General features: G+C 65.1%; 14 protein-coding genes and 1 tRNA gene. 8 read left to right on the top strand and 7 right to left on the bottom strand.

Annotation, left to right across the window (positions count from 1 at the left end):
- Positions 1-205 precede the first annotated feature (205 nt).
- Positions 206-2,590, bottom strand: a complete 2,385-nt coding sequence (locus ACFWVD_RS06635) for a DEAD/DEAH box helicase (RefSeq protein WP_379241019.1) — start codon at positions 2,588-2,590, stop codon at positions 206-208.
- Positions 2,591-3,024: 434 nt separating this feature from the next.
- On the opposite strand from ACFWVD_RS06635, the gene ACFWVD_RS06640 reads away from it, so the two are divergent.
- The 4 genes from ACFWVD_RS06640 to ACFWVD_RS06655 all read left to right on the top strand — a co-directional run bounded on the left by ACFWVD_RS06640 (position 3,025) and on the right by ACFWVD_RS06655 (position 7,784).
- Positions 3,025-3,231, top strand: a complete 207-nt coding sequence (locus ACFWVD_RS06640) for a cold-shock protein (RefSeq protein WP_019044597.1) — start codon at positions 3,025-3,027, stop codon at positions 3,229-3,231.
- 281 nt (positions 3,232-3,512) lie between these two features.
- Positions 3,513-6,395, top strand: a complete 2,883-nt coding sequence (gene topA / locus ACFWVD_RS06645) for a type I DNA topoisomerase (RefSeq protein ID WP_379241538.1) — start codon at positions 3,513-3,515, stop codon at positions 6,393-6,395.
- 56 nt (positions 6,396-6,451) lie between these two features.
- Complete coding sequence (locus tag ACFWVD_RS06650; RefSeq protein ID WP_379241020.1) at positions 6,452-7,651, top strand: DNA polymerase III subunit delta'; 1,200 nt, start codon at positions 6,452-6,454, stop codon at positions 7,649-7,651.
- A 57-nt stretch (positions 7,652-7,708) separates the two neighbouring features.
- Positions 7,709-7,784, top strand: a tRNA-Thr gene (locus ACFWVD_RS06655).
- Positions 7,785-7,907: 123 nt separating this feature from the next.
- Here ACFWVD_RS06655 and ACFWVD_RS06660 read toward each other — a convergent pair.
- The gene (locus ACFWVD_RS06660) at positions 7,908-8,171 is read right to left on the bottom strand and encodes a hypothetical protein (protein ID WP_379241021.1); all 264 of its coding nucleotides are present in this window, start codon (positions 8,169-8,171) and stop codon (positions 7,908-7,910) included.
- A 792-nt stretch (positions 8,172-8,963) separates the two neighbouring features.
- Here ACFWVD_RS06660 and ACFWVD_RS06665 point away from each other — a divergent pair.
- Positions 8,964-9,452, top strand: a complete 489-nt coding sequence (locus tag ACFWVD_RS06665) for a hypothetical protein (RefSeq protein WP_379241022.1) — start codon at positions 8,964-8,966, stop codon at positions 9,450-9,452.
- Between the two features lie 367 nt (positions 9,453-9,819).
- Here ACFWVD_RS06665 and ACFWVD_RS06670 read toward each other — a convergent pair whose 3' ends face one another.
- Positions 9,820-11,916, bottom strand: a complete 2,097-nt coding sequence (locus ACFWVD_RS06670; protein WP_379241023.1) for a P-loop NTPase fold protein — start codon at positions 11,914-11,916, stop codon at positions 9,820-9,822.
- Between the two features lie 599 nt (positions 11,917-12,515).
- Positions 12,516-13,397, bottom strand: coding sequence for a hypothetical protein (locus ACFWVD_RS06675; RefSeq protein WP_379241024.1), 882 nt, complete (start codon positions 13,395-13,397; stop codon positions 12,516-12,518).
- A 140-nt stretch (positions 13,398-13,537) separates the two neighbouring features.
- Between ACFWVD_RS06675 and ACFWVD_RS06680 the strand changes: the two genes are divergently transcribed.
- Both ACFWVD_RS06680 and ACFWVD_RS06685 read left to right on the top strand, forming a co-directional pair.
- Positions 13,538-14,113: an ArsR/SmtB family transcription factor gene (locus ACFWVD_RS06680; protein WP_379241025.1), complete on the top strand. Its 576-nt coding sequence runs from the start codon at positions 13,538-13,540 to the stop codon at positions 14,111-14,113.
- A gap of 10 nt (positions 14,114-14,123) precedes the next feature.
- Positions 14,124-15,482: an alpha/beta hydrolase family protein gene (locus ACFWVD_RS06685; protein ID WP_379241026.1), complete on the top strand. Its 1,359-nt coding sequence runs from the start codon at positions 14,124-14,126 to the stop codon at positions 15,480-15,482.
- 93 nt (positions 15,483-15,575) lie between these two features.
- Here ACFWVD_RS06685 and ACFWVD_RS06690 read toward each other — a convergent pair whose 3' ends face one another.
- A complete protein-coding gene (locus tag ACFWVD_RS06690; RefSeq protein ID WP_379241027.1) occupies positions 15,576-16,664 on the bottom strand; it encodes an alpha/beta fold hydrolase in 1,089 nt (362 codons plus the stop codon).
- A 220-nt stretch (positions 16,665-16,884) separates the two neighbouring features.
- Between ACFWVD_RS06690 and ACFWVD_RS06695 the strand changes: the two genes are divergently transcribed.
- Positions 16,885-17,313, top strand: coding sequence for a DUF2752 domain-containing protein (locus ACFWVD_RS06695; RefSeq protein WP_379241028.1), 429 nt, complete (start codon positions 16,885-16,887; stop codon positions 17,311-17,313).
- On the opposite strand, the gene ACFWVD_RS06700 is transcribed toward ACFWVD_RS06695, so the two are convergent.
- Both ACFWVD_RS06700 and ACFWVD_RS06705 read right to left on the bottom strand, forming a co-directional pair.
- A complete protein-coding gene (locus tag ACFWVD_RS06700; RefSeq protein ID WP_379241029.1) occupies positions 17,300-18,652 on the bottom strand; it encodes a M1 family metallopeptidase in 1,353 nt (450 codons plus the stop codon). The genes ACFWVD_RS06695 and ACFWVD_RS06700 overlap by 14 nt on opposite strands.
- Complete coding sequence (locus ACFWVD_RS06705) at positions 18,652-22,554, bottom strand: Pls/PosA family non-ribosomal peptide synthetase (protein WP_379241030.1); 3,903 nt, start codon at positions 22,552-22,554, stop codon at positions 18,652-18,654. The genes ACFWVD_RS06700 and ACFWVD_RS06705 overlap by 1 nt, the downstream gene beginning before the upstream one ends.
- Positions 22,555-22,567 lie beyond the last annotated feature (13 nt).

A 22,567-nucleotide genomic window follows, 5' to 3' on the forward strand; every position in this document is an offset into this window, starting at 1 on the left:
TCGGGAAAAAAATGAAAGCAATAGCGCGATTGCCCACCCGCGCCCATTGGCAATGAGTCAGTTAATCGAAAAGTGGTCCTCTTTAATCGGAAGCGAGGTGTCCATGAGCATGTCTGCGCTGGTCAACACTAATTCGGACAGGTGACCAGCATTCTTCGAGCGAGGTATAGCCCCGGTCACACCCGGAACGCGCGAGCATCACGGATCAGCTACCGGGTTCGGCATGGACCCGCAGCTCGCTCAGCACGGCCGCGAGCAGGCGTGCGGCAGCGTCCTTGTCCAGGGGATTGTTGCCGTTGCCGCACTTGGGCGACTGCACGCACGAGGGGCACCCGTCCTGGCACGCACAGCTGCGGATCACGCTCAGCGTGGCGGCCAACCAGTCGCTGAGCTGGGCGAACCCGCGCTCGGCGAACCCGGCCCCACCGGGCTGCCCGTCGTAGACGAACACCGTCGGCGCCCCCGTATCGGGATGCTCGGCGATGGAGACACCGCCGATATCCCACCGGTCGCAGCCCGCGACCAGCGGCAACATCCCGATGGCGGCGTGCTCGGCCGCGTGCAAGGCGCCGGGCAGCTGTTCGTCGGTGATGTCCGCGGCGGCCAGCAGTCGGGGCGTGACGGTATAGAGGACGGCTTTGGTGTGCAGGGTGTGCGCGGGCAGGTCGAGTTCCACCTGGTCGAGCACCTCCCCGGTGACCAGCGTGCGCAGGTAGCCAACGACCTGATTGGTGACCGCGACCTGCACGGATGCGGTAAATACCTCACCGAACACCCGCTCCTCGATCACCCCTTCGACGGTGATCGAGGTGACCTGACGAGAGCTGGTAGTGAAGCCGGGATCCACCTCGTTGACGAACGCGACCCCACCTTCGAGGTCGAGCTCGTCGACCAGATAGGTCTCACCCTGATGCAGGTGCACCGCCCCGGAGTGCAGCGTCGCGGGCGCCCGTCCCGCGTCGGCGGTGCCGAGCAGCCGCCCGGTTTCGGCATCGACGATCGCGATCGGCGACCCGAGCCCACCGCGCACGTCGACGTCGTCGTGCGGGTGGGTGTGCGCGGTGACATGCCAGCGCGCCCCCGCCCCGCGAACGCTGGGCCGACGCCGGATCAAACCCTGTTCGGCCAGGTCAGCGAGCACTTCATCGGCCCGGAGTTCGCTCACTTCCATGTCGGTGAGCGGCAGTTCCATCGCCGCGCACAGCAGCTGCGGCCCGAGGATATAAGGGTTGTAGGGGTCGGTGATGGTGGCCTCGATCGGCCGGTCGAGCAGCGCTTCCGGGTGATGCACCAGGTACGTGTCGAGCGGGTCGTCGGTGGCCACGAGCACCACCAGTGACCCCTGTGATCGCCGCCCCGCCCGTCCCGCCTGCTGCCAGAACGAGGCCACGGTCCCCGGAAAACCCGCGATGACCACGGCATCCAACCCCGCGATATCGACTCCGAGCTCGAGCGCATTGGTACTGGCGGCACCGAGCAGAGTCCCCTCCGACAGCGACTGCTCCAGCTCCCGTCGGTCCTCGGCCAGATAGCCCGCCCGATACGCCGCGACCCGCTCCTGCAGCTCAGGCGCAGTTTCCGCGAGCACGCGACGAGTATCGAGCGCGATCAGTTCGGCACCGCGCCGCGAGCGAACAAAGGTCAGCGTCCGGGCACCCTCGGTCACCAGCGCCGCCATGATCTTGGCCGCCTCGCTGGTCGCGGTCCGCCGCACCGGCGCCCCGTTCTCCCCGGTCAACGACGCGCTCAGCGGCGGTTCCCACAGCGCGATCGTCCTGGCCCCGCGCGGCGACCCGTCCTCGGTGACCGCGACAACCGGCGACCCGACCAACCTGCTCGCCGAGGCCGCCGGATCGGCACTGGTGGCCGAGCACAGGATGAAAACCGGATCGGCACCGTAGAACCGGGCCAGCCGTCGCAACCGTCGCAGCACCAGCGCGACGTGCGAACCGAACACTCCTCTATATGCGTGGCATTCGTCGACCACCACATACCGCAGGTTCCGCAGCACCCGCGCCCACCGCTGGTGCGACCGCAGAATCCCCACGTGCAACATGTCGGGATTGGTGAAGATCCACCGCGCGTTGGCCCGCACCCACTGCCTGACCTCGGCGGGAGTATCGCCGTCGTAGCTGGCCGGATGGGCCTCACGCAGGGGATTGTCGTGAATCAGACTGCCGACCGCCCGCAACTGGTCGGCGCCCAGCGCCTTGGTGGGGGACAGGTAGATCGCGGTCGCGCGCGGGTCGTCGTGCAGCGCGGTGAGTACCGGCAATTGGTAGCCCAGCGACTTCCCGGACGCGGTCCCGGTGCTCACGACGACGTCGTCGCCGGCCCACGCGAGGTCGGCCGTCCGGGTCTGGTGTTCCCATGGCAGCGCTATCCCCTGCGCGTCCAGGGCTGTGACCAGCGACGATGCCGCCCATTTCGGCCAGTCGGTGGTCCGCGCGCGCTGGGCGGGCAGCTCGGCGACATGGGTCAGCGGGTCGCCGCCCGCGGCCGCGTCGGTCAGGACACGATTCAGCAACGATCGACCGTAGCTTTCGCTCGTATCGCGCGCTCGGACCTCCGTCCGGTCTGCCGGATTCATCCGGTCCTCCTCTCACGCGACACGAGAAGTGTGAAACGTGTGTGTGCGCCAACCACTACCTGGGATTTCGTAACCCAGTGGCGATCTGGGTCACAGCATGTTTGCTGGAAGCTCACTCGGTTATCAAGAAGCAAACAGACCGAAAGTACGGAAACACCTAATCTCTCCCTTACCTGCACATTCGCAAGATCATGAATTTTGCAAATAGTCGGTAACTCGACTGTTGAATTGCTCGGAGACATGGTTCACTGGGTCTCGGTCGCAAGCTTCTGTGTTCGAGGGACGGATCCAAGGTCCAAACCATCAGCAGGATCGTTGTTGCGAACGCCGTGCTCAGGATTTCCTTGCAGGGGGACCAACAGTACAGCGGTCGGAACGGGCCCGGCGGACGAACCCAGTTGTCCGCCGATTCCGGAGAAAGAGAAGGAAACAGAATGGCACAGGGAACTGTGAAGTGGTTCAACGCGGAGAAGGGGTTCGGCTTCATCGCGCCTGAGGACGGCTCAGCTGACGTCTTCGTCCACTACTCGGAGATCCAGGGCACGGGCTTCCGTACCCTCGAGGAAAACCAGAAGGTCGAGTTCGAGGTCGGCCAGGGCACCAAGGGCCCCCAGGCCACCGGCGTTCGCGCGCTCTCCTGAGCTGCGAAACACAACAACGTCTCGTCCCCCACCCCCGCATGCGGAGGTGGGGGACGAGCCATTTCCCGGGTAGCATCGCCCAGGTTGGCGTTGGCGCGTGTGCAGCTCTACCCCAAGTGCGCAGGGTATAAACGTCACTGATGGTGATGTCCGAACGTCACCATCAGCCCCAGCCGCGCACCGAGCGGACCTCCCGACGCGCGGATCAAGAAGGAAGGTGTTCGCCGGTGGCAACACGAGACCGCAGTTCAGCCGACCAGGGCCGACCCCTGCGTCGTCTCGTGATCGTCGAGTCACCGACCAAGGCCCGCAAGATTGCGCCCTATCTGGGTAAGAACTACACCGTCGAGGCCTCGGTAGGCCACATCCGCGACTTGCCGCGCGGTGCCGCCGACGTGCCCGCCAAGTACAAGGGTCAGCCGTGGGCGCGCCTCGGTGTCGACGTCGATCACGACTTCGAGCCGATCTACGTGGTGAACCCGGATAAGAAGGCCAAGGTCGCCGAGCTCAAGAGCTTGCTGGCCGACGCCGACGAGCTCTACCTCGCCACCGACCCCGACCGCGAGGGCGAGGCGATCGCCTGGCACCTGCTCGAAACGCTCAAGCCGAAGGTCCCGGTCCGCCGGATGGTCTTCCACGAGATCACCGAGCCGGCCATCCTCGCCGCCGCCGCCGACACGCGCGAACTCGACAACGATCTGGTCGACGCGCAGGAAACCCGCCGCATCCTGGACCGCCTCTACGGCTACGAGGTCTCCCCGGTGCTGTGGAAGAAGGTCATGCCGCGGCTGTCCGCCGGTCGCGTGCAGTCCGTGGCCACCCGCGTGATCGTGCAGCGCGAGCGTGAGCGCATCGCGTTCCGCTCCGCGGGGTACTGGGACATCGCCGCCAAGCTCGACGCCGGTCCCGACGAGAAGTCCGATTCGACCAACCCGCGCACGTTCGGCGCGCGCCTGGTGCAGGTCGCAGGCGATCGCGTCGCGTCCGGTCGTGACTTCGGGTCCGACGGTCAGCTCAAGTCGGCCACCGGCGTGGTCGTGCTCGACGAGGCGTACGCCCGTCGGCTGGCCGAGTCGCTGCAGGGTGCCGCGATGGAGGTCAGCTCGGCCGAGGCCAAGCCGTACACCCGCAAGCCGTACCCGCCGTTCATGACGTCCACGCTGCAGCAGGAAGCGGGCCGCAAGCTGCGGTTCACCTCCGAGCGCACGATGCGGGTGGCGCAGAAGCTGTACGAAAACGGCCACATCACCTACATGCGTACCGACTCCACGACGCTGTCGGAGTCGGCGATCGCGGCCGCGCGTTCGCAGGCGACCCAGCTCTACGGCGCGGAGTACGTCTCGCCGACGCCGCGTCAGTACACGCGCAAGGTGAAGAACGCGCAGGAGGCACACGAGGCGATCCGTCCCTCGGGCGACGTGTTCGCCACGCCCGGTCAGCTGGCGTCCAAGATCGACAACGACGAGTTCAAGCTCTACGAGATGATCTGGCAGCGCACCGTCGCCTCCCAGATGGTCGACGCGCGCGGCACCACGCTGACCCTGCGCATCACCGGCACCGCGGGCACCGGCGAGGAGTGCGTGTTCTCGGCCTCGGGCCGCACGCTGACCTTCGCGGGCTTCCTCAAGGCCTACGTCGAAAGTGTCGACGAGGAGGCGGGCGGCCAGTCCGACGACGCCGAATCCCGTTTGCCCGCACTGGAACAGGGCCAAAACGTCACCGCCGTCGAGCTGAACCCCGACGGCCACAGCACCAACCCGCCCGCCCGCTACACCGAAGCCTCGCTGATCAAGACGCTGGAAGACCTCGGCATCGGCCGTCCGTCGACCTACTCCTCGATCATCAAAACGATCCTCGATCGCGGGTATGTCTACAAGCGCGGCAGCGCGCTGGCCCCGGCGTGGGTGGCGTTCGCGGTGGTCGGTCTGCTCGAGGCGTACTTCGGACGACTGGTGGACTTCGACTTCACCGCCGCGATGGAAGACGACCTCGACGCGATCGCCGGTGGGCGCGAGCAGCGCGGAAACTGGTTGTCCAGCTTCTACTTCGGTGGCGATCACGGCGCCGAGGGGTCGGTCGCGCGGTCCGGTGGCCTGAAGAAGATGGTCTCCGTGCAGCTCGACGACATCGACGCGCGCGAAGTGAACTCGATCAAGATGTTCGTCGACGACGAGGGCCGCGATGTCGTGGTTCGCGTCGGTCGGTTCGGTCCGTATCTCGAGCGGATGATCGTCAATCCCGATGACCCGGAAGGGGATCGGATCTCGCAGCGGGCGAACCTGCCCGACGATCTGCCGCCCGACGAGCTCACCGAAGAGGTCGCCGAGAAGCTGTTCTCGACCCCGCAGGAGGGTCGCTCGCTGGGCATCGATCCGGTGTCCGGCAACGAAATCGTCGCCAAGGACGGACGTTTCGGCCCGTACGTCACCGAGGTGCTGCCCGAACCGCCCGCTCCCGACCCGGCCGCGCCGCCCGCGAAGAAGACCAAGAAGGCCGCGGAGGTCAAGCCGCGCACGGGTTCGCTGTTCAAGTCGATGGACCTGGCCGAGATCACCCTCGACGACGCGCTGATGCTGCTGTCGTTGCCCCGCGTGGTCGGCAACGACCCGACCTCGGGCGAGGAGATCACCGCGCAGAACGGTCGCTACGGCCCATACCTGAAGAAGGGCACCGACTCTCGTTCGTTGGCCACCGAGGAGCAGCTGTTCTCGGTCACGCTGGACGAGGCGCTGAAGCTCTACGCCGAGCCGAAGCGGCGCGGACGGCAGGCGGCGGCCGCGGCGCCGTTGCGTGAGCTGGGCAACGACTCCGCCACCGACAAGCCGATGGTGATCAAGGACGGTCGCTTCGGTCCGTATGTCACCGACGGTGAGACCAACGCGTCCCTGCGCAAGGGCGACGAGGTCGAGTCGATCACCGACGAGCGCGCGTCGGAACTGCTGGCCGATCGTCGGGCGCGTGGTCCGGTGAAGAAGGCGGCGAAGAAGACGACCGCGAAGAAGGCGGCCAAGAAGGCGCCGGCGAAGAAGACCGCGGCCAAGTCGACCGCGACCAAGACGGCCACCAAGACCGCGGCCAAGAAGACCACGGCGAAGAAGACGGCCGCCAAAAAGGCTCCGGCCAAGAAGGCTGCCGCGAAAGCCGCTGGGACAGAAGAGGATTGATCGCCTGGACCAGTCGTTCGGAAAACCTGTCGGACCGCGCGGCTAAGGTGTAGTTCGTGGCAGGTGTCTTCGATCGACTGGTCGGCCAGGACGTGGTCGAGACCGAACTGGCCGCTGCCGCGACGGCGGCGCGAGCCGGGGTGGTCACCGGTGCGATGACGCATTCGTGGTTGTTCACCGGGCCGCCGGGTTCGGGTCGTTCGGTGGCGGCGCTGTGCTTCGCGGCAGCGTTGCAGTGCACCGATCCCGACATCGTCGGCTGCGGAAAATGCCACGCCTGCACCACCACGATGGCCGGTACTCACGGTGATGTGCGACGCATCATCCCCGAGGGGCTGAGCATCAGCACCAAGGAGATGCGCGCGATCGTGCAGATCGCCGCGCGCCGCCCGAGCACCGGACGTTGGCAGGTCGTGGTCGTCGAAGACGCCGACCGCCTCACCGAGGGCGCGGCCAACGCACTGCTGAAAGTCGTCGAAGAACCACCGGACCGCACCGTGTTCCTGCTGTGCGCACCCACCGTCGACCCCGAGGACATCTCCGTCACCCTGCGCTCCCGCTGCAGGCACGTGCACCTGGTGACCCCGACCGTGCCCGCCATCGCCCAGGTCCTGCGCGACCGCGACCAGCTCGACGCGAAAACCGCCGACTGGGCGGCCTCGATCAGCGGCGGTCACGTCGGCCGGGCCCGCCGCCTGGCCACCGACGAAGACGCCCGCCAACGCCGCCAACGCGCCCTGGCCCTGGTCACCGCCACCGAGCGCCCCGGCGCCGCCTACCTGGCCGCCGACGAACTGGTGAAGTCCGCCGACGACGAAGCCAAACTCATGAGCGCCGACCGCGACGACCGCGAACGCGACGAACTGGCCACCGCCCTCGGCGCAGGCGGCACCGGCAAGGGCGCGGCATCGGCCACCCGAGGTTCGGCAGGCGTGCTCAAAGACCTCGAAAAACGCCAGAAATCCCGAGCCACCCGCACCGGCCGAGACGCCCTCGACCGCGCCCTCATCGACATCGCCGGCATGTACCGCGACGCCCTTGCCATGCGCTTCGCAGGCCGAGGCACCCCCATCACCCTCACTCACCCCGACATGACCGCCGAAATCACCGACCTGGCCACCAGCGTGCGCCCCGAAGGCCTACTCCGCAGCATCGACGCCGTCCTGGCCTGCCGCGAAGCCCTCGACACCAACGTCAAACCCCGCTTCGCGGTAGCCGCCATGACCGCCACCCTCATCACCGCCCGCACCACCTGACCACCCGTTTTCGCGTTCCGACCATTCTCGCGATAGACTCGCGTCGCCTAACGGCACGCCGCCTTAGCTCAGTCGGTAGAGCATTTCACTCGTAATGAAAAGGTCGCGAGTTCGATTCTCGCAGGCGGCTCCAGGTCAAAGGCCCTTTCCGGTTCTCCGGGGAGGGCCTTCGACGTTTCAGCGTCCCAACAGCTTGCCAACTCGCAGGTGGAGGGAGGGCCCGGAACTATCGGTCCGATCGCTGAGCGATCGGCGGTTACTGTGCATCGAATTCAGCCACGACGCCGCGAATGAGGTTGACCATCTCACGCAGCCAGTCAGCTGCTGCCGCATCGGAGCCCGCGTCGTCCAGCACCCAATTTCCGTCACAGGCCACCATCCATGAGAGGGTCCCCTCCGGCTGCTGGCTGGCGAGAAGCGCTTCGATCGCTTCCGCATCGAGTTCGACGCTGTTCCGGTTGAGCTCGACTCTCCATGCCAGGTCGGCCCGTACCTCATCCAATCCGTCGGAGTCTGCCACGTGACAAAGGAGAAATAGGCGTACGTGATCTGTCGCGGGGAGTGGTGGCCGACGCGCATGAGCACGGAACACTTCGAATGCCTCCGAGTCGGTCATCTACTCTCCAAGGTCATTGTCACGAACCGACTGCCGGGTGGTGTCACGGCCTGTGGCATGCAGTTCCAGAGCCGCCGTGTCAGACGAGTTTGTCACGGCTCTCCGGAGTGCCTTCGACGAATCTTCGAGCTGCCGCGACCAGGCACGCGATCGGGTGTCCCCACGCGATCGACTCGTAGCCCGATCAGGGGTGAGCTGACGAGTCCCAGCCAAACGCCACTTCGTTCACGCAGTGGCGCAGTCGGACATAGTCCCGAGTAGTTGAGCGCCCGCGACTTTGAGGGAGTGGTTGCTGGATTTCGCTATATGGAGTCAAGGCGCCTGCTGCGGCGCGTGCGCGCCACCGCCGCGCGTACGACGTGCCATCGCTACCTACGCACGCTCCGGTCGTGGGCGAGTCGGCACCTCGGCGGCGAACGCTCGTTCGAGCGAAGCGTCGCACGGGTGGGAGTTGGATAACGCCTCTCGTGTGGTGTGCAGTGGCACGTTCGGCCAGATCGAAGCGTGGTTAACCGCAGCCGAATCCGGCACGACCTACCGTGCTGATGCGCGACACCGTGGCACCAAAACCGAAAGACAGTGGCGCGGCCGTGAGAATCTGATGGCACTCCGTGGGCCGAGCTGTGTGCACATGTTCCTTGGCGGAACCCTGAAATCAGGGTGCGGTCCGATAGCGCTCCCTGGCAGCATGGCCGGATGCCAGATCTGCTGTGGGACGACGTCAAGAACTTCTTCGACCCCAACTTGATGGGTGCCCTGCCGGATCTGTGGGTGCCGGACGCCTCAGTCGAGGACTGGCAGGCGGTATTCGATCTAGTCCAGTCCACAGGATGGCAATGGGACTACAGGGAAGACGACACCATTCGACCTCTACCGCTTGCTACGGAGGTACTGCCACGCCCCGCAGATGCGGAGGAGTGCGTCCATCTGTATGTCCGGCCCGTCCCAGGTGTGCTGATGATCTTCCGTGTGATGTCCGCCACGGAGATCGTATTCGACGCGGACCTTCGCGAGCTGCAAGGTCAGGCGGGAGTGGACATCCTGTGCGACTTCGTGTGCGTGCTCGGCCGTCGACTGGGCAAACCAGTGTTCATGGGCGCCGAGGGCCAATTCGGTTACCCACTCCTCGGGTTCGACCCGGCAGCCGACCGCGTGGTGCTACTTGCAGATCCAGTGCTCCCCTAACTCGCCTTCCATGCACCAACCGGGATCAAGCGCGCGCATCCGGCCGGCGTGCCGTTTGCCCGGTCGCTCAGCTCAGGTTTGTGCAGTCCTTTGGTTGGATGGCAGGTTCTTGGGCAGCTTTGGGATGGGTTGTTGAGGAGTAGAAGTCCGGGAAAGATGAAGCTGGGTCCCCCGGAGATGAACAAAAAAAGAAGAGAGGCCGGTAACCCAGCTGAGTAGGTTTCAGTTTTAGGTGAGAAGCTTTGCCGAATTTCTCTCTACAACATCAAGAGCGCGAGCGCCACCCGGAGCGCCCCTCCGCTGCGCTCCGGGGCACCCGGGCGTCGCGCTCCGGTGTGCCTATCTATTATTTCCGCCAAGAACGGATCTATTCTGCCACCGATTCCGCGAGGTAACGATGGGCCATCCTATTGAGGTTCTCTTGTGACAAGTCTGTTTGATTCAGGGGCAGGTGATCATCTGAGCGGGGTACAAATGGTGGCCAAGTGTTTCGTGGAAATACGCTCTCGAAGTCGCCCCATGAGAACTCGGCGACGACCGATTGGCCGTCCAGTCGATTTTGTACGATGAAGAATTTGGATGCAACGTGTACGACGCCAGCCCATTCGGATGCGTACTTTGTGACTACATGATTCCTAACTCGTTCTCGGGACGGCTCATCTAGTATCGACCAGTGGAACAGAATTCTACGCTCTCGCTCTGATGCTGATGATTGCGAATCCAGGTCGGCAATGCAAGTCTCGACTTGGCGCTTACGGTGTTCAGTCAGGGCTACGTCGAACTCGCCCGAGTGAGCACCCTCCATTGAAGTTATCACCATCGTAGCGACGCGGAGATCGAAATTCGTGCAATAATCTTCAACTGCCCCCAGCTTGGCTATATTCGAATCCGCCCTGCGAATTGCTTCTGATAATAGAAGTGCAACGAAATACGTTGCTGGAGAATAGACGGGATTCTCATCGATTGGAATGTCGAGTAGTCGTGTAAATCTTATCGCCGCGCTGGTTGCCGATTCGGTTGAGAAGTTGACTGTAGTTGCAATTTTCCTACATTTATTCAGGGTAATTCTTCGGAGCGCATTATTGCGTAAAGCTAGCGTGAGTGGACTGTCATCCGCGAGCGCGCCGCTTTGGGCGACTCCTGCAAGCTCCGCTCCAACGATCGAATCACTAATGTCATCGTCCGGTATCGTGAATGACAGATAGCGGTCAAAGTAATCTCGTTCGCGGACCATTCGATAGTCGGTGAGATTCTGACGACCAATTCCGACGAGACTTCGCGTTGTGTCGTCGAGATGTGGAAATACATAATGGAGTATTCCATGTAGGGAGGTGACGATATGGTCAGGCGCTCCGGGTAGCTGTTCCTTGATTCGAATCTTCCAATCAATCGGATCACGCCCGGATGTACCTGTGTTCACTACCTTGCGGGTGAGGTCTGGCTTCCAGCGCTGGAATTGTGCATACAAGGAGGGGTAGGTTACTCTAAGATATGTAAGGTAAAGAAGGTCTTCGAAATTCACTTCTGCGGGCCCGATTGTTGTCAATACAACATCGAATTGATTTGTAAGCCGGTGGATGGCGCGCAAAGTCGCAAGATCGCCGTCGGGAACTAAATCTAAGAAGGTCCGGATACGACTGAGAGTAGAGGGGTCTTCTTGGTCGGCACCTACTCCGTGTCTACTAGCGATAGCGCCGATGAGGTCGTATATTTCTCGATCGCGGTGCGATTCCTGTAACGGTGGTACCTCGAATGGGTACTGGACGATCTTCTCCAGATACTGAAGTGCGCGAGAGTTGTCCTTATAAGCAAGTGGAGTGCGAGTGAGGACGTCGCACACCGTCTGCTGATCATAAGAGAGTAAATAGTGTATACCGGGAAAATTGCCCAGGAGTCTGACGGCCTTAAGTACGGTCAGCAACTCGTCGGCATGCAAACGATCCAAGTCGTCAACGATGACTAGGATGACGAGCTCCTCCTTTTGAAGGCGATCAGATAAATATCCGAATCGCTCATCAAAGGGTTTGGCATTGTCCGAAAGCGCTCCCCCGGCAGACCTCATTGCATTAGACGCCAAATCTCCTGCCACAGGTATAGTAGCTGCGGCGAGGTCCGCCCCGTAGCCGAGGGCGGACGAGAACAGTTCCTTTGCCTTCTTTCGAAGTGGTGGGGTAAAGGCAGATGCAATGGCGGCATAAAATTCTGCGATTACCGATGTAGGGTCGCCGGCTGCCCATGGTGTGAAATGAACTATCTCCCATGCGCTCGGTATGTGCTTCTCAATAAGATGCAGAAGCGAAGTTTTACCACCACCCCACGGGCCGGATAGTCCGAATACTGTGCTGGACGTCAGGTTAGCTTCCGAAATCCTCGCCGCTATATGAGCGGCAAACTTGTCCCGCCCGAGGCGGTCTTTCGATTCGTCTGTGATGGGGGCATCCGAGAAAAGTGCAGAATAAGTCATATGACTTCCCTTTGGTGTGCGTGCCTTCTGCTTGGGTGAAGTGTTGTTGAAATATGGCGCAGGGTTTGACGGATTGCCACATTTTGTGCAATGGCATGCATGTGCTGTCGACAGGGACCGGGCACACCGCCCACACGGTACGGGACTTGTGTGGCTAGCTGAGAATAAGGGACTGGTCGGTCGATTCGGTGGACAGAGGCTGCATACCGGGGCCGGGCCGGGCGCCACGGATCAGTGCTGGGTTCGCTGCCGCACCCCTGCGGGGCTTGCCACCCGTCTGATTGCGCGACGGTAGCTATCACGCTGAAGTTGTGGCGTGTTTGCTTTAGACACGCCGATGTGGTGTCAGAATCTTCCCGACTAATACCCAACCAATTCGGGCGTGGGAGGCCGTTGCCCAACGTGCGCTTGCGTTGTCATCTGGTGTCAAGCATAAATGTTAGACCGGGTCGAGCCCACTTTTGGGTCGTCCGCCGTGCGTTTTCATTGCCTGTGGTAGTGGGCGCTCACTGTAATGAAAAGGTCGCGAGTTCGATTCTCGCAGGCGGCTCCAGGTCAAAGGCCCTTTCCGGTTCTCCGGGGAGGGCCTTTTGCTGTGTTCATCTGCCGCCGAGCAGGTTCCAGACTGTTTCGCGTTCGTCGGCGATGTCGATGTCGGTTCCGGCGAGGGCGGTGAGAAGGTCGGGGAGGGGCCAGGTGGATAGGTGGGCGTAGCGGGCTGAGTAGATGCCTACGTGGGTTAGGGCGTAGGTGTTGGTGTGGTCGAAGAGGGCGTAGGCGATTACCTGGTAGAGGTCGTTGGCGGAGAGGGAGTCGGCTCGGGTGCCGGTGCGTGGGTTTTTGGGGCCGAGGTGGGTTTTGAGGTCTAGGAGTAGGCCTGCGCTGATGATGTCGGCGTCGGCGTTGCACAGGACCGAGGCGTCGAAGGTGGGGCCGGGGAAGGTGGGGGGTTTCAGGTGGGGGAGTAGGTGGTCGTCGGCTAGGCCGCGTAGTTCCCAGAGTTGGCGGATGGCGTCGGGTGGGGTGAGGGACAGCAGCGGGTCGGGGGCGAAGCGGCCGGTTCTGAGGAGGTGGTCCAGGGCGGAGTCGCGCAGCAGGCCGCGGCGGTAGACGTCGGTGCACAGGGCCAGGGCCCAGCAGGCTCGGCTGAGGGTGTCGACGTCGGTGGCGGTGGGGGCCACGGCGGCCTGGGCGGTTTCGATGACCGATTCGATGACCGCTGATTCCTCGGGGTAGCCGAAGAAGCCGAGTAGCGGCAGGACGGGGGCGTGGTCGGGGACCAGCAGGAAGCGGACGGCGAAGTCGAAGGCGGCGCCGAGGGTGGCGGGGTTGGCACCGCCGGTGTCGACGAGCAGGGGGCCCGCTTCGCGGCGGTATTCGGCCTGGACGGGCCTGGTGTTGGGGTACCGCTCGTGCAGGTATTTGCGCAGGGGTGAGGTCTTGTCGCGCAGTGCGGCGGACAGATTGGTGTAGACGTACACGGGCCCTCCGTCTCCGGATGAGTCGAGCGTGCTCTCGATAGTGCCACCTCGCGGTGGGTCGGCGATGCCGTGGGCGCTCAGCGAGTCGGGTTGCAAAGAAAACTGTGCACAGATATCTATGCAAAGAGTACTGTGCAACTATGGATGTACCACCCAGGGAGATCACCGACCCCGCCGCCCTGCGCGCGCTGGCCCACCCCCTCCGGCAGCGCATCCTGCGCGCACTCGCCGAAAAGGGCCCCGCGACCGCAACGGCCCTGGCGGCACAGCTGGCCGAGAACACCGGCGCGACCAGCTACCACCTGCGCCAACTCGCCGCGCACGGATTCATCGAGGAAGCACCGGAACTGGCCAGCGGAAAGGAGCGATGGTGGCGGTCGCCGCCGAAGGACCTGCGGTACCGCATGGACAAAGAGCAATCGCCGGAAATGCGCGAGCTGCTGGAAAGGCTTGTCGCCCAACACATCACCGATGATGTCGAGACATTCCAGCGGTTCCGCGCCGAACGCGCCGAGCTGGGTGATTGGGCCGACGCGATGCCGTTCTCGCGCGGCTCGATCTGCGTCACCCGCGAGGAGCTCGAAGAGTTCTGTGAGGACTACCTCGCCCTGCTCAAACGCTTCCAAGCCACCCATGCCGAGGGTCGACCGGGCACCCGCCGGGTGCTGACCAGGTTCATCGCCTTCCCGGCACCCGGAATGTCCACCAGCGAATAGGGATCCACCGATGTTGTATCGAATTCTGTTGTTCCTCAGCCTGATTGCTGCGGTCGTCGTCGGTGCACCGACAGCACACGCGAGCGCGACCACCGACATCACCATCACCCGCGGCGACGGTACGACCACCCCGGGCACCATCCATGCCCCCGAAGGCGCCTCGGGACGTCCCGGCGTCGTACTCGTCTACGGATCCGGCACATCACCCAGCACCAAATACGCCGAGCAGGCCGAAGCTTTCGCCCGCGCGGGCATCGTCGCACTGCGCTACGACAAACGCACCGAGCACTACACCGCGGCCCACCGCGACTACTCACTTCTCGCCGACGATGCGCTGTCCGCCGTTGCGGCACTGCGTAATCGGCCCGAGGTCGACCCGAACAACGTGGGAATCTGGGGACTTTCGGAAGGCGGCTGGGTTGCCCCGCTCGCCGCATCACGCAGCGCCGACATCGCCTTCCTGATCACCATCGGCGCCAACTCCGGCGCCCCCGCTCCCCAACAGTCCTGGGCGGACCAAACCAAACTCCGCGTCGGCGGTGTCCGCGGCTCCATGGTGGATACGTTGTTGCCCAACGGGATTCGACAGGTCGTGGGAGCCGGTCAGTTCGCCGAAGCCGACTACGACCAGCCGTCGGTGCTGGCACGCATCCAACAGCCGGTACTCGGAATCTGGGGCGACAAGGACCGCCTGACCCCACCCGGCGACAGCCTGCGCGGCTTCCAAGCGGCCTTCGACCAGGCGGGCAAGACGAACTACACCCTGCGAACCGTGCGAGACACTCAGCACAGCGGCTTCACCACAACAACAGGATTCGACAGGGGCGATCACCTGTCTCCCGAATACACCCAGCTCATGGGTGACTGGGTGAACGGCCTACCCGGCTCGGCTAGCGGGCAGGTGGATCAACCAGCAGTCCAACAACACTCGGTGACACCGCTGCAGCCACTGGCCTGGTGGGAATCCACCGCCGTGTTCCTGACCGTCCTGGTCGGAACACTGCTCGCCCTCGCCGGATTCACCCTCACCGGGTTCGTGAAATCCTGGCGTCTGCCCAGTCCCGGGCCCACGCGAATCCTGGTGGTAACAGGGGTAATCGGTGTCGTCGGCACCATCGCACAGATCCTGTCCATCGCTTCCAGCCGCGGAACATCGTTCGGCCCACTGATTTTCGGCCGCACGTTGCCCTGGCTGACTCTGCAAGTACTCGCCGTCTGCGCGGTGGTGGCCTTGGCGCTCGTCGTGGCCCGCAGCAGGCACACCCTTGCCGAGGCGACCACCGGCGCACGCCTGCGATGGGCTCTATTGATCTGCGGAGGAACAGGATTCGTACTCTGGGCCCTCTACTTCGGACTACTGCTCCCCTGACGAGAAAGACCCCCAACCATCTGGTCGGGGGTCTCTTTCGCGGCAACTCCTGAGCCGATCGCCATTGATCGATCTCAGGAGAACCGGCTCGGGTCAGAGTGCGGCGACGTTGCGGCGGGTGGCCCGAGAGTTCAGGGAGGTGCGCATGATCTGGTGCAGCACCGTATCGAACGCGACGGTGTCTTCGACATTGCTGAGGTGCCCGTGCGGCAGCACCACGAACTCGGCCAAATGACCGGTGCGACGCAGGGTTTCGACGATCGGGCGCGACATCCGTTGCGGCAGCAGACGATCCGCCGCGCTGGCGATCACCGTGGTCGGCACGGTCAGGTTCGCAGTGCCTTCGGACAGATCCATATCGGCCATCGCCGCGGCGTGTCGACCACGCGCGACCGGACGGCAGGACCGTATGATCCCGATCGCGAAGTCGACCTCGTCGGCGGTGGCTTCGGGCGTCAGGATCCGGTACCGGAACACCTGCTCGGTGAGCCAGCCACCGGGGATCGGCAGTGCCGTGAACAGCAGCGACTCGCTGACCGGCTGCGGGACGCGCACCGGCGAACCCATCACGGTGATCGGGTATTCGGCGACGGTGAGCTGCTTGTTCAGCATCGGCAGCAGATCGGTTTCGTGGCGGATCCCGCCGTTGGCGGTGTTGGCCAGCAGTACCGCGGACGCGCGTTCGGTGACCTGCTCGGGGTGATGCTTGGCCCAGGCCTGGATGGTGAGCCCGCCCATGCTGTGCCCGGCGAGCACGGCCTTCTCGCCCGGACGCAGCGTCGCGTCCAGGACGGCGGACAGGTCGTCGGCCAGGGTGTGTTCGCTGGGGGCGACGGTGCCGAGGGTGGATTCGCCGTGGCCGCGCTGGTCGTAACCGACCACGCGGTACTCGCCGGCGAAGGCGTTGATCTGCGCGTTCCAGTACTCGATGCTGCAGGCCCAGCCGTGGATGAGCACCAGCGTGGGGGCGGTTTCGGGGCCGTAGACGTGCACCCGGAGCTGGGCGCCGTCTTCGGTGATCACCGGAACGACCCGATGTGGGGTGGTGGGGGCGTTGAGTTTCGCGGTGGCGAAACTACGAGTCCGCAGTCCAGCACGGAACTGTGCGGTCAGGGCGCCGGTCTCGAGGTGGGAGACCATGGATCGCGCTGCCGCGAGCGTCATCATCGACTTCGCAAGCATGTCGGCACTCCTTTGTGTCGTAGGCCACCGTACCGTGCGAACTCGGGTGCTAGCTAGTGTTAGCGGGTCACGTTGTCCCACTTGTTGCGAAGTGCGCCAGTGTGCGTTCGGTCACTGTGAAATCGCCCGATATCGGCGGAAAATTACACACATCCGGTAACGATGTCGCCGGGCGAGTCGCGTGCTGGCGGTGGTGACCGGCCGCCGCTACCGTGAGGGGGTGGAGAGCGTGCGAGTCGAGGATCGTCCGGCTGTGCGGCGTCTGGCCGCGCCCGTAGTCGCCGCCGGTCTTGGCATCGGCGCGCTGGCGCTGCTGCATTTCCGCGATCCGCACGTCGAGGGTTCGTACGGCCTGTGCCCGTCGTTCGCGCTGCTGGGCGTCTACTGCCCCGGCTGCGGCGGTATGCGCGCGATGCACAACCTCACCGACGGCCGTTTCCTGGACTCGCTGCACAGCAATGTGCTCGCCCTGCCGCTGACCATCGCGTTCGCGGTGTTCGTCATCGACTGGATCGTGCGGGCTCGCCGCGGAAAAACCTGGCGCCTGCCCAGCCTGAGTCCGGTGGTCGTGTGGTCGTTCTTCGGCCTGCTCGCGGTTTACACGGTCCTGCGCAACACGCCGTGGGGCACCTGGCTCACCCCCGTGTAGTGGCCTGTCCGCCCAGCGGCGGCAACTGCGGCAGTGGCTTGGTGCCCAGCCAGATCGCGAACAGTCCACGCAACGGCGCCACGCTGTAATGACCGGCCAGGTCGACGAATTCCTCTGTGGTGATGGAGGAATGGCGGTACCGCGCGGTCCATTCGCGGATCAGTTCGAAGAACAGGTGGTCGCGCAGTTCCAGCCGCAGCGCGTGCAGGGCCAGCGCACCGCGCTTGTAGACGCGGTCGTCGAACATGTCCTTGGGGCCGGGATCGCCGATGATGATGTCCTGCGGCTGACGCGCCAGATTCGTGCGCGCCGCCCGCGCCAGCTGGTCCGCGGTCGGCCCGCCCGAGGCCTCCGACCAGATCCACTCCGCGTAACAGGCGAAACCCTCGTGCAGCCAGATGTCGCGCCAGTGCTTCAGCGTGAGACTGTTGCCGAACCACTGATGCGCGAGTTCATGTGCCACAAGACGTTCCGAGCCGCGCTTGCCGTCGCAGTGGTTGGCGCCGAAGATCGAAATGCCCTGCGCCTCGATCGGGATGTCGAGCTCGTCGTCGGTGACGACCACGGTGTAATCGTCGAACGGATACGGCCCGAACTTCTCGGTGAACAGCGCCATCATCTCGGGCTGACGGGCGAAATCATGGTCGAAATTCGTGCGAAGCCGCGGCGGGATGACCGCGTGCATGGGCACCGGTTCGCCCACCGCGCCGACCCGGAACTTGCGGTAGTTGCCGATCTGGATCGTGGCCAGGTAACTGGCCATCGGCTCGGCCATCTCGTACACCCAGGTGGTCTGGCTGGCCTTGGCCTGCTTGCCGACCAGCGCGCCGTTGGCCAGGGCGTAGAACGGACTGTCGGTGGTGATCGAAATCCGGTACGACGCTTTGGAACTGGGGTGATCGTCACACGGGAACCACGACGCCGCACCGTTGGGCTGACTGGCCACCAGCACGCCCTCGGTGAGCTCCTCCCACCCGACCTCGCCCCACGGCCCGCGCACCGGCTTCGGCGTGCCCGCGTAGTGGACGGTGATCTCGAGAACGCCACCGGCGGGGATCTTCTGCTGCGGGGTGACCGCGAGCTTGCCCTGTTGGTGCGTGAACTTGGCGGCCTTGGACCCGTTGACCAGGACCTTCGACACCGCCAAGGCCTGCGACATGTCGAGGGTGAACCGCGGCTGCACCGTGGTGGTGACCGCGATGATCACCGCGCGCCCCGCCAGCCGGTTGCTGGCAGGTTTGTAGCTCAGCTCCAATTCGTACCGGGACACGCGGTATCCGCGATTGCCGTTGTGCGGCAAGTAGTCATCGATGGGTTCGCTGTAGAAAGTGCTCCGCATCAGGCGGCTCCGCGCTGCCTCGACTCCCGCGGCGCGGCGGGATCGGTCCAGTGCGAGATGGGGTTGCCCCACCAGCGCGTCGACGGGGGGACGACGTCACCGCGCATCACCAGCGACGCGGGTCCGATGGTGGCGCCCGCGCCGATATGGGCGGCGGGCAGGGCCACGCAGTGCGGGCCGAGGGTGGCGCCGGCTTCCAGGGTCACGGTGTCCATGGACATGATGCGGTCGTGGAACAGGTGCGTTTGCACCACGCAGCCGCGTTCCACGGTCGCGCCGTCACCGAGTGTCACCAGGTCCGCCTCCGGTAGCCAATAGGACTCGCACCATACCCCGCGACCGATCTTGGCTCCGAGTCCGCGCAGCCACAAATTCATCACAGGAGTGCCCGTGGCGGCCCGCGCGAACCACGGCGCGGCCACGGTTTCCACGAACGCGTCGGAGACCTCGTTGCGCCACACGAACGAGCTCCACAGCGGGTACTCCACGGCGCGAATTCGCCCGACTATCAACCACTTCGCGGCCACGGCGATGATTCCGGCGAGTGCGCCCGCGGCCATCAGAACCAGCCCGGAAACCAGTGCTGCGACAAGGTAATCGGTGTGCTGGGCGATCCGCGCGAGCACCAGCAGCACGCCGAGACCGATGGCGAACGTCACCATCACGGGGATCAACCGGCAGGTCTCCACGAACGCCCGCGCCAGCTTCAACCGCAGTGGCGGGTCGAAAGTGCGTGAGGTGTCGCTGGATTCGGCTGCGCGACGCAACCGCACGGGCGGACTGCCCAGCCACGACGAGCCCGCCTTGGCCTTGTTCGGGGCAGCCGAAAGAACCGCAACCAGACCGTTTTTCGGCACGCGACGCCCCGGCGCGGTCATGCCCGAGTTGCCGAGGAAGGCGCGTTTGCCGACCTTCGATTCGCCGATGCGCAACCAGCCGCCGCCGAGTTCGTAACTGCCGATCATGGTGTCGTCGGCCAGGAACGCGCCGTCGGAGATCACGGTGAACTTGGGCAGCATCAGTACGGTCGACGCCTCGACGTTCTTGCCGATCTTCGCGCCCAGCAGTCGCAGCCAGACCGGGGTGAGCAGGCTGGCGTACAGCGGGAACAGGAAGGTGCGCGCGGAATCCAGGAGGCGTTCGGTGGCCCAGACCTGCCAGCCGGTGCGGCTGCGCACGGGGTGATAGCCCTCGCGCAAACCGATGCTGAGCAGGCGTACCGCGATCACCGTGGCCACCGCGTACACGGCGAGACTGAGCAGGGTGGCCACCGGCAGGATGGCGAAACCGCGCAGGGCGGCGGCGCCGATGGTGGTCTCCTTGCGGACCCACCAGGCGATGAACGTGCCGCCCACGGCGAGACCGAACACGGGCATCGCGCCCAACACCATCGACGACAGGCCGAACACGAGCAGCCAGTGCCGGGCGCGTTCGGGGGTGTGGTCGGGCCAGCGGCGCGGCGCCTTACCGGTCTTGGTGGCAGGCGAGCCCGCCCATTCCTGTTCACCCTTGACCTTGCCCGACACCGCCGAGCCGGGCGCGATCTCGGCGCGTTTGCCGATCTTGGTGCCGGGCAACAGGATCGAGCGGGCGCCGATCACCGCACCGTCACCGATGGTGATGCCGCCGATGTGCACGATGTCGCCGTCGACCCAGTAGCCCGACAGGTCCACTTCGGGTTCGACGCTGGCGCCGTCGCCGAGTTCGAGCATGCCGGTGACCGGGGGCAGGCTGTGCAGGTCGACGCCCTTGCCGATCTTGGCGCCCAGTGCCCGGGCGAACGGGACCATCAGCGGTGCGCCAGAAAGACTTTCGGCGCCACTGGCTTCCGAGAGGCGTACGGCGGCCCAGAGCCTCAGGTGCACTGAGGAGCCGCGCGGGTAGGAGCCGGGGCGAAGGCCGGCGAGCAGGATGCGGGCGCCGATCACGCAGATCGTCATCCGGCCGATCGGCGAGATGAACAGCACGAACGCCAACACGATCCACCACCACGACAGGCGCGGCAGCCACGGCAGCGAACCCGACCAGGCCGCGATGCCCGACACGATGGTGAGCCAGGTGACCCACTGCAGGCCGGTGAGGGTGGTCAGCGGGATCGTGGCAAGGACCTGGGTGACCTGCGCCCGCAACGGGGTCGGTTTCACCACGCGCACGTCGACCGCGGCCACTGGGGCGCTGCCGTCGAGGAGTTCGACCAGCGAACCCAGGCGCGGATGGTCGTAGAGATCGGCGACGGTGACGTGCGGGTACTTCTCCCGCAGCGCGCCGACGAGCTGGGCTGCCGACAGGGAGCCGCCGCCCAGATCGAAGAATTCCGCGTCCAGGTCGGTGGGTTGGGCGCCGAGGATCGCGTCCCACAGGCCCGCCACCCAGGCCGCGGTGCCGGACAGGCCCGTCTCGGGCTCGTCGGTCGAAGGCAGTGGCCACGGCAGGGCGTCGCGGTCGACTTTGCCGGAGGTGCGGGTCGGCAGGTCGGCGACGATCGCCAGGCGGGGGACCAGCGGGGCCGGAAGTTGTTCGGCCAGAATCTCTCTGGCCTTCTTCACGTCGAAATCGGGTCCGGCGCCGGTGAGGTAGCCGATCAGGATCTTGTTGCCCGCCTTGGTGGTTCGGATAGCGGCAGCCGCGCCGCTGACACCGGGTAGGTGCTGCAGTGCGTTGTCGAGTTCGCCGAGTTCGATGCGGCGGCCGCCGATCTTGATCTGATCGTCGGCGCGGCCGAGGAAGATCAGGCCGTCGCGGTCGTTGCGCACCAAATCGCCACTGCGATAAGCGCGTTCCCAACCCAGCGAGGGCAGGGGTGCGTACTTTTCGGCGTCCTTGGCGGGGTCGAGGTAGCGGGCCAGGCCGACGCCGCCGATCACGAGTTCGCCGGTTTCGCCTTCGGCTACCGGGTTGCCTTGCGGGTCAACAACAGTCAGGTCCCAGCCGTCGAGGGGAAGGCCGATTCGCACGGGCATCTCGCCGGTGAGCAGCGCGGCGCACGCGACGACGGTTGCCTCGGTCGGCCCGTAGGTATTCCACACTTCACGCTCGGGGCCCGCCAGGCGCTCGGCCAGCTCGGGCGGCACCGCTTCCCCACCAAAGATCAACAGCCGCACCGATTCCAGTGCTTGCGCGGGCCAGGTCGCGGCCAGCGTCGGCACCGTCGACACGATGCTGATCTCGCGGCGCATCAGCCACGGGCCCAGATCGGCGCCGGTGCGCACCAGGTCGCGCGGGGCGGGGACCAGGCAGGCGCCGTTGCGCCAGGCCAGCCACATTTCCTCGCAGGAGGCGTCGAAGGCCACCGACAGTCCGGCCAGTACGCGGTCGCCGGGGCCGATCGGGGCCTGCTGCAGGAACAGGCGCGCCTCGGCATCGACGAAGGCGGCGGCGTTGCGATGGGTTACCGCAACACCTTTCGGGGTTCCGGTGGAGCCGGAGGTGAAGATGATCCACGCGTCGTCGTCGGGGGACGGCAGGGTGTTCCAGTCGTGGTCGCCCATGGCCGTGGTCTGTGACTCGATGCCGTCGGCGGTCGCGATCGCGCTCACCTTCGCCTCGCCGAAGACCAGCTTGGCGCGTTCCTCCGGGTCGTCGGCGTCGACGGGCACGTAGGCCGCGCCGCAGTAGAGCACCGCCAGAATCGTCACGTACAGCGCCGCGCTACCCGACGGCATCCGCACGCCGACCCGGTCGCCCGGTCGCACGCCCGCCTCGGTCAGCTCGGCCATGCGGGCCTCGATCGTGGCGATCAGCTCCATGTACGTGAGCACGACCGCGCCGTCGTCGATCGCCGGTGCGTCCGGGTGTGCCAGCGCGGTGCTGGTCAGAATGTCGACCAGGGTGCGCGGCGGCGCGGCGAGATCGGCGCGCAACAGCGGGTCGCGAAGAACCGCCGGAACCTGTGGCTCGAGCATCGTGCTCAGTCCA

Origin of the sequence: Nocardia sp. NPDC058666 (assembly GCF_042714895.1) — a bacterium.
Taxonomy (GTDB): domain Bacteria; phylum Actinomycetota; class Actinomycetes; order Mycobacteriales; family Mycobacteriaceae; genus Nocardia.

What these genes read in the sequence shown, in the direction of transcription:
- ACFWVD_RS06705 (WP_379241030.1), bottom strand. Translation starts at nt 22,554, where the DNA reads ATGCTCGAGCCACAGGTTCCGGCGGTTCTTCGCGACCCGCTGTTGCGC.
- ACFWVD_RS06680 (WP_379241025.1), top strand. Translation starts at nt 13,538, where the DNA reads ATGGATGTACCACCCAGGGAGATCACCGACCCCGCCGCCCTGCGCGCG.
- ACFWVD_RS06635 (WP_379241019.1), bottom strand. Translation starts at nt 2,590, where the DNA reads ATGAATCCGGCAGACCGGACGGAGGTCCGAGCGCGCGATACGAGCGAA.
- ACFWVD_RS06670 (WP_379241023.1), bottom strand. Translation starts at nt 11,916, where the DNA reads ATGACTTATTCTGCACTTTTCTCGGATGCCCCCATCACAGACGAATCG.
- ACFWVD_RS06690 (WP_379241027.1), bottom strand. Translation starts at nt 16,664, where the DNA reads ATGCTTGCGAAGTCGATGATGACGCTCGCGGCAGCGCGATCCATGGTC.
- ACFWVD_RS06640 (WP_019044597.1), top strand. Translation starts at nt 3,025, where the DNA reads ATGGCACAGGGAACTGTGAAGTGGTTCAACGCGGAGAAGGGGTTCGGC.
- ACFWVD_RS06685 (WP_379241026.1), top strand. Translation starts at nt 14,124, where the DNA reads ATGTTGTATCGAATTCTGTTGTTCCTCAGCCTGATTGCTGCGGTCGTC.
- ACFWVD_RS06665 (WP_379241022.1), top strand. Translation starts at nt 8,964, where the DNA reads ATGCCAGATCTGCTGTGGGACGACGTCAAGAACTTCTTCGACCCCAAC.
- ACFWVD_RS06700 (WP_379241029.1), bottom strand. Translation starts at nt 18,652, where the DNA reads ATGCGGAGCACTTTCTACAGCGAACCCATCGATGACTACTTGCCGCAC.